Annotated in this window: 11 protein-coding genes; 6 read left to right on the top strand and 5 right to left on the bottom strand. The window is 63.4% G+C overall.

All coding sequences use genetic code 11. From position 1 onward, the window contains the following. Positions 1 to 118: 118 nt before the first annotated feature. Genes BFQ01_RS06000 through BFQ01_RS06010 form a run of 3 tightly spaced genes read right to left on the bottom strand, consistent with a single transcriptional unit; the run spans position 119 to position 3,636 of the window. The gene (locus BFQ01_RS06000) at positions 119 to 1,630 is read right to left on the bottom strand and encodes a sugar ABC transporter ATP-binding protein (RefSeq protein WP_065924580.1); all 1,512 of its coding nucleotides are present in this window, start codon (positions 1,628 to 1,630) and stop codon (positions 119 to 121) included. Positions 1,631 to 1,645: 15 nt separating this feature from the next. Beyond that, the gene (locus BFQ01_RS06005) at positions 1,646 to 2,578 is read right to left on the bottom strand and encodes a sugar ABC transporter substrate-binding protein (protein ID WP_065924581.1); all 933 of its coding nucleotides are present in this window, start codon (positions 2,576 to 2,578) and stop codon (positions 1,646 to 1,648) included. A 50-nt stretch (positions 2,579 to 2,628) separates the two neighbouring features. Beyond that, positions 2,629 to 3,636 (bottom strand): ABC transporter permease, encoded by a 1,008-nt coding sequence (locus tag BFQ01_RS06010; RefSeq protein WP_027607262.1) that lies wholly within the window; start codon positions 3,634 to 3,636, stop codon positions 2,629 to 2,631. 361 nt (positions 3,637 to 3,997) lie between these two features. Here BFQ01_RS06010 and BFQ01_RS06015 point away from each other — a divergent pair, with 361 nt between their 5' ends. Genes BFQ01_RS06015 through BFQ01_RS06025 form a run of 3 tightly spaced genes read left to right on the top strand, consistent with a single transcriptional unit; the run spans position 3,998 to position 7,237 of the window. Continuing rightward, positions 3,998 to 4,834: a transketolase gene (locus BFQ01_RS06015; protein ID WP_065924582.1), complete on the top strand. Its 837-nt coding sequence runs from the start codon at positions 3,998 to 4,000 to the stop codon at positions 4,832 to 4,834. Next, positions 4,824 to 5,756: a transketolase family protein gene (locus BFQ01_RS06020; RefSeq protein ID WP_065924583.1), complete on the top strand. Its 933-nt coding sequence runs from the start codon at positions 4,824 to 4,826 to the stop codon at positions 5,754 to 5,756. Before BFQ01_RS06015 ends, BFQ01_RS06020 begins: the two co-directional genes overlap by 11 nt. Positions 5,757 to 5,761: 5 nt before the next feature. Beyond that, positions 5,762 to 7,237 carry an FGGY family carbohydrate kinase gene (locus BFQ01_RS06025; protein ID WP_065924584.1) on the top strand — a complete coding sequence of 492 codons (1,476 nt, stop codon included), beginning with the start codon at positions 5,762 to 5,764 and terminating at the stop codon, positions 7,235 to 7,237. A gap of 232 nt (positions 7,238 to 7,469) precedes the next feature. On the opposite strand, the gene BFQ01_RS06030 is transcribed toward BFQ01_RS06025, so the two are convergent. Continuing rightward, positions 7,470 to 8,414 (bottom strand): aliphatic sulfonate ABC transporter substrate-binding protein, encoded by a 945-nt coding sequence (locus tag BFQ01_RS06030; RefSeq protein WP_065924585.1) that lies wholly within the window; start codon positions 8,412 to 8,414, stop codon positions 7,470 to 7,472. A gap of 235 nt (positions 8,415 to 8,649) precedes the next feature. On the opposite strand from BFQ01_RS06030, the gene BFQ01_RS06035 reads away from it, so the two are divergent. The 3 genes from BFQ01_RS06035 to BFQ01_RS06045 are packed head-to-tail and all read left to right on the top strand — an operon-like array spanning position 8,650 to position 11,466. Continuing rightward, entirely contained in the window at positions 8,650 to 9,708 is a 1,059-nt protein-coding gene (locus BFQ01_RS06035) for an ABC transporter substrate-binding protein (protein ID WP_065924586.1), read from the top strand. Beyond that, a complete protein-coding gene (locus BFQ01_RS06040; RefSeq protein WP_065924587.1) occupies positions 9,695 to 10,684 on the top strand; it encodes an ABC transporter permease in 990 nt (329 codons plus the stop codon). The genes BFQ01_RS06035 and BFQ01_RS06040 overlap by 14 nt, the downstream gene beginning before the upstream one ends. Further along, positions 10,678 to 11,466: an ABC transporter ATP-binding protein gene (locus tag BFQ01_RS06045; protein ID WP_065924588.1), complete on the top strand. Its 789-nt coding sequence runs from the start codon at positions 10,678 to 10,680 to the stop codon at positions 11,464 to 11,466. Before BFQ01_RS06040 ends, BFQ01_RS06045 begins: the two co-directional genes overlap by 7 nt. On the opposite strand, the gene BFQ01_RS06050 is transcribed toward BFQ01_RS06045, so the two are convergent. Beyond that, positions 11,467 to 12,315: an AraC family transcriptional regulator gene (locus BFQ01_RS06050; RefSeq protein WP_065924589.1), complete on the bottom strand. Its 849-nt coding sequence runs from the start codon at positions 12,313 to 12,315 to the stop codon at positions 11,467 to 11,469. Positions 12,316 to 12,355 lie beyond the last annotated feature (40 nt).

Genomic DNA, 12,355 nt, shown 5'->3' on the forward strand with positions numbered 1-12,355 from the left:
CACAGCAGCCCTATCTGCCGAGCGTTCAGCGCCGAGCCAACGTTGTGTAGATACCCACCGCAATCGGGGGCAAGCCCCCTCCCACATTTGATCGCCATTGTTTGTGAGGACCGGGTTCCTAGGCGGTGGCCATTTCCATGACCGCAACCGGAGTGGCCTCACCGCGCTCCAGAATCCCCATCTGCCGCCCTCGGCTCATCACCATCACCCGATGGGACAAGCCCAGCACTTCATCCAGATCGGAACTGACCACAATCACCGCCATGCCCTTGGCCGCCAGGTCCGCGATCACTTCATAAATCGCCGCCCGCGCGCCCACGTCGATGCCGCGTGTGGGTTCATCGAGGATGAACACCTTGGGGTTGCGCGCCAGCCACTTTGCAATGATCACCTTCTGCTGGTTACCGCCGGACAAGCTGGAAATCCGCGACTGCGGCGCACCTTTGACCCCCAGTCGCGCCACCGCCGTGCGCGCGAATTCGCGCAGTGGGGCAGGGAACACCCAGCCGCGTTTATCCAGCAGGTCGGTGTTGCCATAAATCAGGTTGTCTTCGATGCGATGCTCCACCACCACGCCTTGCTGCTTGCGGTCTTCGGGCACCAGCACCACGCCGGCCTGGATCGCCTCGAAGGGCGAGCGCAACTGGCGGACCTCGCCATCCAGCACCATATGGCCGCGAATATCCTGGGCCGCGCCGGCAATGGTACGCACCAGCTCGGTTCGCCCGGCGCCGACCACCCCGGCAATGCCGAATACCTCGCCGGCACGCACGCTGAAGTCGATGCCGTGCAAGGCAAACTCACGGCAGCTCAACGCCTTGACCTGCAACATCACCTGCTCCTGGGGCGCCTGCAACGCAGGAAAGATCCGCTCCAGGCTGCGCCCGACCATCTGCTCCACCAACTCCCGCACCGGCACCTGGGCCGTGGCATGCAGGGCGATCTGGCGACCGTCGCGCAGCACCAGCACGCGGTCGGCGATGCGTGCGATCTCTTCCAGGCGGTGGCTGATATAGATAAACGACACACCCTCGGCCTTCAGCCGTTCCACCTGCTTGAACAGCAGCTCGGTTTCCTCGCCACCCAATGCGGCGGTGGGTTCATCGAGGATCAACAGGCTGGCCTTCAGCGTCAGCGCCTTGGCGATTTCCACCAGTTGCTGGGCCGCCACGCTCAGGCCTTCGACCTTGCGCGAGGCCGGCACCTTGAGCCCCAGGCGCTCTAACTGGATCTGCGCCTGGGCCTCCATGTACTCGCGGTCCACCCGCCCACGGCGCATGGGCAGGCGGCCGACGAAGATGTTCTCGGCAATCGACAGTTGCGGCAGCAGGCGGATTTCCTGGTGGATCAGGCCGATCCCGGCGCCCAGCGCGGCCCCCGGTGAAGCGGGGGCGTAGGGCGCGCCGAGCCAGGTCATGCTGCCCCCGGCTTCCGGTTGCACCAGCCCGGCGATGATCGACGACAAGGTCGACTTGCCCGCGCCGTTTTCACCGAGCAGGGCCAGTACTTCACCGGGGCGAATGTCCACGTTGACCTGCGACAACACCTGCACCGGCCCGTAGGCCTTGCTGATATTGCGCAGGCACAGCACCGCGTCTGATCGAGCGGTGTCAACGGCTGCTGCTTGCATGACGACCTCCAAGGCTTACGGGTGCTGTTGCAGGAACGGCGCGACGTTTTCTTTAGTGGTCAGCACGGTGGGCAACAACTGCTCCTTGGGCAGGGTCTTGCCGGCTTTGAGGTCGATGGCCGAGGCCACGGCCAGGCGCCCCATTTTTTGCGTCTGCTGGGTCATGGTCGCGTTCAGCACACCGCTTTGCACGGCCTTGAGCCCGGCCACGTCGCCGTCGAAACCGACCACGACCACCTTGTGATCGAGGTTGCCGACTTTCACCGCCTGGGCAGCGCCCAAGGCCATGGCATCGGCTCGGCCGAAGAACACGGTGATGTTCGGGTCACGCTGGAGCAGGTCCTGGGCCACGGCGAAGCCTTTGTCCTGGGCCCATTCAGCTGGTTGCTGGGCGACGACCTTGAGGTCCGGGAAGGCTTTCAGGCCCTCTTCAAAGCCTTTGGCGCGATCATTCTCGGGGGTGGTACCGATCTGGCCTTGCAGGATCGCGATGCGGCCCTTGCCGTCGGTGATCTTGCCCACGTACTCGGCCAGGGTCTTGGCGCCGGCCACGCTGTCGCTGGCGATAAAGGTGTCGCCCGGTGCGTCGGGGGCGTTGCGGTCCACGGCGATCACCGGGATGCCCGCAGCCTTGGCGGCTTTCACCGGCACACCGGCGGCGGTGGCACCGGCCGGGATGTAGATCAGCACGTCGATCTGGCGGGTGATCAGGTCTTCAATCTGGCTGACCTGGGTGGAGGAGTTGCCCTGGGCGTCCACGGTGATCACCTTGACCCCCTTGGCTTTGCCTTCGGCTTCCACCGATTGCTTGATCTGGTTGAAGAAGTCGGCCTGCAGGTTGGCCACGGCCAGGCCGATGGTCAAATCCTTGGCCCAGGTGGTGCCGGCAACGGTGAGGGTGGCGGCGGCGAGAGCGGTGGCCAACAGCAATTTCTTGGGGCTGAACATGTCGGTGACTCCTGGTTTTATTGTTGGAGGGTGTCAACTGTCGAACAGGTTTAACGGGCAGTGCTGGAGCGGCGTCGCAGGGTGTCGATGGTGACGGCGAGGGCGATGACCACGCCGATCACCACTTGTTGAATAAAGGGCGAAACCCCCAGCAGGTTGAGGCCATTGCGCAATACGCCAATGATCAGCACGCCCACCAGGGTGCCGCCGATGCTGCCGACGCCGCCACTGAGGCTTGCGCCGCCAATCACCACGGCGGCGATGGCGTCCAGCTCCAGGCTCAGCCCGGCGCTCGGTTGCGAGGAGTCCAGGCGCGCGGCCAGGGTCACGGCGGCGATGCCGGCCAGCGCACCGCTGATGGCGTACACCCAGAGGGTAATCGCCCGCACCTTGATGCCCGACAGCCGTGCCACTTCCGGGCTGCCGCCCATGGCGTAGAGGTTGCGGCCGCCGGCACGAAAGCGCAGGAACACCCAGGCCACCACCAGCATCACCAGGAACAGGCCCACGGTGGCCGAGAGGAAACCGAAGTGGCGCACCGTCGCCAGGCTGGTGAACCAGTCCGGATAGCCGACGATCTGCCGGCCTTCGGTGAGGATATTCGCCAGGCCACGGGCCACCGACATCATGGTCAGCGTGGCAATAAAGGGTGGCAGCTTGGCGTAGGTGATCAACGCGCCGGAGACCAGCCCGGCGAGCATGCCGCTGGCAATCGAGATCGGAATCGCAAAGCCCAGGGGCACCGCCTGATCCTGATACAGCCAGCCGAGCATCATCATCGAGAAGGCCAGCACCGAGCCGACCGACAGGTCGATGCCGCCGATCACGATCACCGCCGTCATGCCGATCGCCAGGATGCCCAGCACCGTGACCTGATCGAGGATGTTCAGGCCATTGCGCAACGAGAAGAAGAATTCGGAACTGAAGGAGAAGACCAGCACCAGCAGCACCAGCCCGATCAACGGGCCGCCGATATTACTGGGCAGCAGTTTGACAATACGTGGGCGAGGTGGCGGCTTGAGTTCGGCCGGGTGCTGGACAATAGCTTTGGCGTCCACAGTGTTCTCCTGAGTTATTTTTTTTGGAGTGCTTCAGGCTTCTTGAATATTTATGCGTGCCTGACTGTTAATTCAGATTCCAGTGACACCGTGTCAAAGTCAAGCGCTTAATTTTTCTTGCCTGCCGCTGAAACGGTGTTTTTGCCCGGCGCAAAGCCACGGTCTAGAGGAGCCGGCGTGGGATTTTGGCCGTTTGTCCGAGGGGGATTTCCGAGTTTTATTTGATTTTTCGGCGGTTCGCTCACTTGACCTGCCGGAGGATCGGCGTCTAAATAGAAATATATTGTCACTGCTGAATAAATATTCAAAGACAGCCTTGGACACTTTCACCCCGCGTGGTCAGCCTCAAAGGAGCCGCTGCATGAATGCCTTCCAGTACGACGCCCACCAGATCAAGGAACAGGCCCGCCTGATTCGTCGCCATGTGATCCGCCTGAACGCCGACTCACCGGCCGGCGGGCACACCGGGGCGGATCTTTCCGAAACCGACATCCTCGCCACCCTGTATTTCCGCATCCTCAACACCGGCCCGGAACGCACCGAAGACCCCGAGCGCGATATTTATATCCAGAGCAAGGGCCACGGCGTCGGCGGTTTGTACTGCTGCCTGGCGCAGGCGGGCTACATCCCCACCGAGTGGCTGCCCACCTACCAGCACTTCAACTCGCACCTGCCCGGCCACCCGGTACGCCAGAAAACCCCCGGCATCGAACTGAACACCGGCGCCCTCGGCCACGGTTTGCCGGTGGCGGTCGGGCTGGCCCTGGCGGCGAAGATGTCCGGCAGCAAAAAACGCGTCTACGTGCTCACCGGCGACGGCGAACTGGCCGAAGGCTCCAACTGGGAAGCGGCGATGGCAGCGGCCAAGTACGGCCTGGATAACCTGTTTGTGATCGTCGACAAGAACAAGCTGCAGCTTGCCGGTTTGACCGCCGAGATCATGCCGCTGGACCCACTGGACGTGAAATGGGCGGCCTTTGGCTTCCGCGTCAGCGAGTGCGACGGTAACGATGTCGGCCAATTGATCGAAGCCCTGGAAAGCATGCAGACCAAGACCGGCGCGCCCCAGGTGCTGATCGCCCACACCATCAAAGGCAAGGGCGTGTCGTTTATCGAAGCCCGCCCCGAATGGCACCACCGCGTGCCCAAGGGTGATGAAATCAACGCAGCACTGGAGGAGTTGAACCATGGCGAGTGAACATTTGGCGAGCGTCATGGTGCAAGCGTTTATCGCTGCCGTCGAAGCCGGGCTGGACGTGGTGCCGGTGGTCAGCGACTCCACCTCCACGGCCAAGATCGGCCCGTTTGCCCAGCGTTTTCCCGAGCGGCTGATCAATGTGGGCATTGCCGAGCAATCCCTGGTCAGCGTCGCGGCGGGCCTGGCCCTGGGCGGCAAGATCGCCGCCACCTGCAACGCGGCGCCGTTCCTGATCTCGCGGGCCAATGAGCAGATCAAGGTGGACGTTTGCTACAACCAGGCCAACGTGAAGATGTTCGGCCTGAATGCCGGCACCAGTTATGGCCCGCTTGCCAGCACCCACCACAGCCTCGACGATATTTCGGTGATGCGCGGGTTTGGCAATGTGCAGATCTTCGCCCCCGCCGATGCCGTCGAGTGCCGGCAGATCGTCGATTACGCGCTGCGCTACCACGGCCCGGTGTATATCCGCCTCGACGGCAAAGCCTTGCCCGACGTGCACGGCGCCGATTATCAGTTTGTGCCCGGTCAGGTCGACATCCTGCGCCAGGGCGCCGATGTGAGCATCGTGGCCCTGGGCTCGGTGGTGCATGAAGCGGTGGATGCAGCGGCATTGCTGGCGGAGCAGGGCATCCAGGCGCAGGTGATCAACCTGTCGTCGATCCGGCCCTTGCAGCGTGATGTATTGCTCAGCGCCTTGAGCGGCACCCGCGCGGTCATCAGTGTGGAGGAACACAATATCAACGGCGGCGTCGGCAGCCTGGTCGCCGAAGTGCTGGCCGAAGCCGGGTTGGGCATTGCCCTGATCCGCCTGGGTATCGGCGATGGCGAGTACGCCGCCGCCGGTGCCCGCGAACCGACCCGCGCCTTGCATAACATCGACGCGGCTGGGATCGTGGCGGCTGCCACTCGGTTGCGGTGAATTCAATGAATAACAATACCCCGCTGATCCTGGCGATAGATGAAGGCACCAGCAACGCCAAGGCGGTGCTGGTCAACGAACTTGGCCAGGTGATTGCGCGCGGTTCGCGACCCTTGAGCATCAGCCATCCCCAGGTCGGGTTTTCCGAGCAGGACCCGCTGCTGATCTGGCAAAACACGTTGGCTGCGATTGAAGAATGCCTGGCCCAGGTGGACCGTCCGATCACTGCGTTGGCCATCAGCAACCAGCGTGAATCGGTGGTGGCTTGGGATAGGCATACCGGTGAGCCATTGTCGCCGTGCATCAGTTGGCAGTGCCGACGCTCTACGGCGTTGTGCACGCACCTGCATGAGCAGGGCCATGAAGCGCTGATCCTGGAAAAGACCGGGCTGGCGTTGGACCCGATGTTCTCGGCGGGCAAGTTCCGCTGGATTCTCGATCACCTTGAGGATGGTCACGCCCGCGCTGCTGCAGGCGATATCTGCCTGGGCACCGTCGACAGCTGGCTGTTGTGGCAACTCAGCGGCGGCCAGGTGTTCGCCACCGACTATTCCAACGCCGCACGTACCCAACTGTTCAACCTGCACACCTGCGCCTGGGATCCTGAGCTGTTGGCGCTGTTCGGCATTCCGGCTGCGGCGTTGGCGCCGATCCGGCCGAGCGCCGGTTTCTTCGCCGAAACCGTCGCGTTGGGCGGCTTGCCCGCCGGCATCCCGGTGATGTCGATGATCGGCGACTCCCATGCGGCGCTGTACGGGCAGGGCGGTTTCGCGCCGGGGCTGGTCAAGGCCACCCTCGGCACTGGTTCGTCCTTGATGACGCCCATGGGCGGGCCGATTGCCTCCACCCATGGCCTGTCGACCACCCTGGCCTGGCACGATGGCAGCCAACCTACTTTCGGCATGGAAGGCAATATCGTCCATACCGGCGCTGCCGTGCAGTGGGCGTCGAAGCTGGTGGCGGGAGAATCCCTGGATGCGCTGACCGAACAGGCCGCGCAATTGCCGGATAACGGCGGCGTGTATTTTGTCCCGGCGCTGTCCGGCCTCGGCGCACCGCACTGGAAGGCCGACGCCCGTGGGCTGATCTGCGGGCTGACCGAAGCCACGTCCGGCGCGCACATCCTGCGCGCGGCGCTGGAATCCATCGGCTATCAGATTCGCGATGTGTTCGAAGCCATGCAGCAAGACATCGGCAGCCCGCTCAAGGAACTGTGGGTGGATGGCGGCGCCACGCGCAACCGCTGGCTGATGCAGTTCCTCGCCAACCTGCTGCAACGCCCGGTGGTGCGCAGCCTGTCGCCGGAGGTTTCGGCATTGGGCGCCGCGCACCTGGCGGGACGGGCGTTGGGGGTGTGGGCGAGTGATGCGGCGCTGGGGCAGTTGCAGCGCCAGCGCGAGCGCTTTGAGCCGCAGGAGGATCCGGCGATGGCGGAGCGTTACTCAGAGTGGAAAAAGGCTCTAGCCCGAACACTCCTCTAACCGCATATGCAAACCAAATGTGGGAGGGGCTTGCCGCCGATGAGCATAGGGATCTACATAACGTTGACTCAACACTGAACGTCCGGCAGATAGGGCTGTTGTGGTGAGCGGGACAAGCCCGCTCACCACAGGGATATTTGTCAGAGTCTGAAAAGTTGTGTAGATACCCATGCCCATCGAGGGTAAGTCGAATCGTCGCACCGCCCCTCCCACATTGAGATCACACCCGCCTTCAAGGCCGCCAGGTCTGCACATCCTTGGCATCCACCGCCTTGGGCAACAACCCCGCCTTGAAGAACGCATCGGCAATCTTCTGCTGCTCACCCAACTGCTCAATCGTCACCGGCTGCACCTGATAACTGCGGTGCGCATTCGCCGCTTCCACCGTGGCTGCATCCAGGTTGCCCCACAGCGGGCCGAGCACTTTTGCCGCGTCCTGCGGGTTGGTTTTTACCCAGTGGCCGGCGTTTTCCAGCTGCGCATACACCACCTTCAATACCTCCGGGTGCGCCTTGGCGTAGGGCGTGCCGGTCAGGTAGTAACGCTTGTAACTGGCCAGCCCGGCACCGTCCGCCAGGGTGCGTGTCGGCAGTTGGCGCTGCACGCTGGTGAGGAAGGGTTCCCAGGTGACCCAGGCGTCCACCTTGTTGTTCTCAAACGCCGCGCGGCCATCGGCCGGCGACAGGTAAGCCGGCTCGATATCCGAGAATGCAAGGCCGGCCTTGGCCAGCGCGGCAATCAACAGATAGTGAGTGCCGGCGGCCTTGGTCACCGCGATCTTCTTGCCCTTCAAATCCGCTAACTGTTGGATCGGCGAGTCCTTGCGTACCACGATGGCCTGGGCCGAAGGCGAGGGCGATTCCTGGGCGAAGTAGGTGAGTTTGGCCTGGGCTGCCTGGGCGAAGATCGGCACGGTGTCGGCCACGTCGGCGCTGATGTCGACGTTGCCGACGTTCAGCGCCTCCAGCAGCGGCAGGCCGCTGGGGAACTCATGCCAGCTCACCTCGATGTTGTCGGCCTTGAGGGCTTTCTCCAGGGTGCCCTGGGTCTTGAGCAGGGTGATCAGCGTGGAGGATTTCTGGTAACCGATGCGCACGGTTTCCTGGGCGTGCGCACTGACGGTAACGGAAAGGGCCAGCAATCCTAATACAGCGGCGAGGGGACGACGAAGGGACATGGTGGGCTCGATCTTCAGCGAAATAGATCCAAGCTTAATGATCTGAAAACCATTCGATAAATACTCTTTCGATCTGAGCTTAGGGCGCTTTCATCCGCTTCCTGCCCATCAGGCATAACCATAGAATTATATGGTTCTTTCATAAAAATCAGTCGTTAATATAATTAAAATTGAATTTTTGACGTTGTCGGCCTTTCTCTGAAGCGGGCTGATCCATTCAATAGGGATACTTCGCATGGCTGCTTTTGACCACCTGACCCGTCGCCGCCTCCTGGGCCTGGCCGGCCTGACCCTGGCCAGCCTGTCGCTGCCGCGCCTGGGCTTTGCCGCTGACGCACATGCCGGCCACAACATCGCCCAGGAGCCCGCCGGCACGGGCGATTTCATCCGCCTCGACGCGCCGCGCAAACTCAAACTGGCGGTCAACCTCAACGCGGTGTGCCTGGCGCCGGTGGTGATCGCCCATGGGCAAGGCTTCTTCAGCAAGCACAACCTGGACGTGGAGTTGGTCAACTTCGGCAACTCCACCGAGGTCTTGCTGGAAGCCATCGCTACCGGCAAGGCCGACGCAGGCGTGGGTATGGCGCTGCGCTGGCTCAAGGCCCTGGAGCAGGGCTTTGACGTGAAGCTCACCGCCGGCACCCATGGCGGTTGCCTGCGGTTGCTCAGTGCCGCCAACGGCGGCGTGAGCAAGCTGGAAGACCTCAAGGGCAAGGCCATAGGCGTCACCGACATGGCCAGCCCGGACCGCAATTTCTTTTCGATCCTGCTGAAAAAACACGGCGTCGACCCGGTGCGCGATGTGGAGTGGCGCCTGTACCCGGCCGACCTGCTCGGCACGGCGCTGGAGCGTGGCGAAGTGCAGGCAGTGAGCGGCAGTGACCCGTTCATGTACCGCCTGATCAAGTCCGGCGTGGCGCGGGAGCTGTCCACCAACCTGGTGGAGGAATACGCCAATCTCAGTTGCTGCGTGGTCGGCGTCACCGGCAAATTGGTCCGCGAAGACAAGCGCGTGGTCGCGGCGCTGACCCAGGCGATCCTCGAAGCCCATGACTATTCCGTGCAGCACCCGGAGGAAGTCGCCAAAGGCTTCCAGGCCTACGCACTGAACACCTCCACCGAAGAAGTCCAGGCGATCCTCCACGACCACACCCACGGCCACCACGCGGTCGGCGCGGCGCTGACCCAGGAGATCACCACCTACGTCACCGACCTGAAAACCGTGGAAGTGATCAGCAAAGGCACCGACCCGATCGCGTTTGCCAAGGAGATCACCGCCGATGTCTTCAACTGACGCAACCGTCCTCAACCCGCCTGTGGCACTCAAGGTCGGGTGGCAAGGCGCGGCGGTGGTGGCGGCCTGGGTGGCCGTTGCGCTGCTGATCAGCTACTGGCCCAACGCGGTGCGCAATTGGCCGATGACCCAAGGCTTGGCCAACCTGTGCGTTGGCGCGGCAGCGTTGTTCATTGTGCTGAGCCTGCTGGGCCGAAGGTTGTCGAAACTCGCGCTGCGCTTGCGCACGGCCGCACCCTGGCTGATCGCCTTGCCGGTGCTGCTGGGCATCTGGGAATTGCTCACCGCCAAGCTTGCGCTGTTGCCGGTGCCGTTCTTTGCACCACCCCAAGCCTTGCTCGCGGTGTATATCGAAGACTACGCACGCCTGGCCGACAGCCTGCTGCATTCGGCACTGCTGCTGGGCTCAGGGGTGGCGCTGGGCGCCGCTACCGGGTTTGTCGCCGGCGTCGCCATTGGCTGGTCCACGCGTATCGGCTACTGGCTGCACCCGGTGCTGCGCATCCTCGGCCCGGTGCCATCGACGGCGTTGTTGCCGCTGTGTTTTTTCCTGTTTCCCAGCAGTTGGAGTGCGAGCGTGTTTTTGATCGCCCTGGCCACCTGGTTTCCGGTCACGGTGCTCACTTGGTCCGGCGTGGCCAGCGTCGATAAGGCCTATTACGACGTGGCGCGCACCCTCGGCGCCCGGCCGGGTTTTCTGATTTTCAAAGTAGCGATTCCCGCCGCGCTGCCCCACGTCTTCGTCGGCCTGTTCATGGGCCTGGGCGCGTCGTTTTCCACCTTGGTGGTGGCGGAAATGATGGGGGTCAAATCCGGCATCGGCTGGTACCTGCAATGGGCCCAGGGCTGGGCCGCCTACGCGAACATGTACGCCGCACTGCTGATCATGGCGCTGGCCTGTTCGGGGTTGATCACCGGGTTGTTCCTGGTGCGTGATCGGTTGCTGGCCTGGCAGAAAGGCGCGATGAAATGGTAGCCCTGGCACACGCGGTATCGGCTTCGGAAGGATTGGCGCTGCGCATAGAAAACCTCAGCCATGGTTTTGCTCTGGACGGCCAGCATTTGCCCGTGTTGGAGCGGGTGTCCCTGGACGTGGCGCCGGGAGAGTTTGTGGCTTTACTCGGGCCTTCGGGGTGCGGCAAGTCCACCTTGCTGCGCCTGGTGGCGGGGCTGGAACCGGCGGACGCCGGACGACTGTTGGCCGATGGCGAACCCATCACCGGGCCGGACCCGAGCCGTGTGGTGGTATTCCAGGACCCGACCCTGTACCCATGGCGCCGGGTGTGGGACAACGTCGCCCTCGGCCTGGAAGCCCAAGGCCTGCTCAAGACCCATTCTGCCAAAGTCGATGAGGCTCTGGACAAGGTCGGCCTCGGCCAGTTCGCCCGCGCCTATCCTCGGCAATTGTCCGGCGGCATGGCCCAGCGGGTGGCGTTGGCCCGTGCACTGGTCAATCAGCCGCGGTTGCTGATCCTCGACGAACCCTTGGGCAAGCTCGACTCCCTGACCCGCATCACCATGCAAAAAGAGCTGATCGACCTGTGGCAGCGCCAGGGCTACACGGCGTTGCTGGTGACCCACGATGTGGAAGAAGCCTTGCTGCTGGCTAACCGGGTGATTGTGTTCAGCGACCGCCCGGCGAAGATCCAGGCACAGTTGAGCGTCGATAGGCCCTATCCACGGCACCGGGACGATCCTTACCTGGTGGACCTGCGGCGGCAGATAATGGGCCTGCTGGGGTTGGGCGAAAACTGGTAGTCAGTGGGCGTCTTTCAGCGCAATGGTTTGGATGGTTGGGCTGAGCACCCCCGCACGGTCCGCCAGGTAACGCGCCGGCGGCTGGCCCACCGCCTTGCGGAACATGGTGATGAAACCGCTGGCGTTTTCATAACCCAGGTCCAGTGCCACCCGCTGCACACTTTCACCCTTGGCCAGCCGTTGCAGGGACAGGATTACATGCAACTGCCGGCGCCAGCGGCCGAAACTCAGGCCCAATTCCTCCAGCAACAGGCGCGTCATGCTGCGCTCGCTCATGCCGATGCGCACGGCCCATTGACCGAGGGTGGCTTTGTCGGTCGGGTCGGCCAGCAGGCTGTTGGCCAGGCGGCGCAAGCGGGCGTCCTGGGGCATGGGCAGGTGCAGGGCTTCGATCGGTGCGGCGGCCAGTTCATCCAGCAAGGTGTTGATCAAGCGGCCTTGGGCGCCGGCCTCGTCATAGAATTGCGGGAAGCTGACGGCCTTGCTGATCAGCTCATGCAGCAACCCGGACACGGCCAGGGTGCAGCATTGCGGCGGCAGGGCGTGGGCGGCGTCGGGGTCGATCAGCAGGCAATACACCTCGGCCTCGCCAGACCCGCGCGCAGCATGGGGCGTACCGCCGGGAATCCATAATGCGCACTGGGGCGGCACGATCCAGATCCCCGCTTCGATTTCACAGTGGATGACCCCGCGCAGGGTGTACATCAACTGGCCCTTGCGGTGGGCGTGCTGGGCATGTTCCCAGGTGTCCGACGTGCTGGTGGCGCCCACGGCCACCACGGCGCGGGGGAACAGGTCGGCGTCCTTGGCCATCAACGGGTCGAGCAGATCAAGACGGTGGTGCTTCATGGCGCGGGTCGCAAGTTGGCCGGATTGCGAAACAGTCTGG

The organism is Pseudomonas sp. 8 R 14 (genome assembly GCF_900005955.1).
Lineage (GTDB): Bacteria > Pseudomonadota > Gammaproteobacteria > Pseudomonadales > Pseudomonadaceae > Aquipseudomonas > Aquipseudomonas marginalis.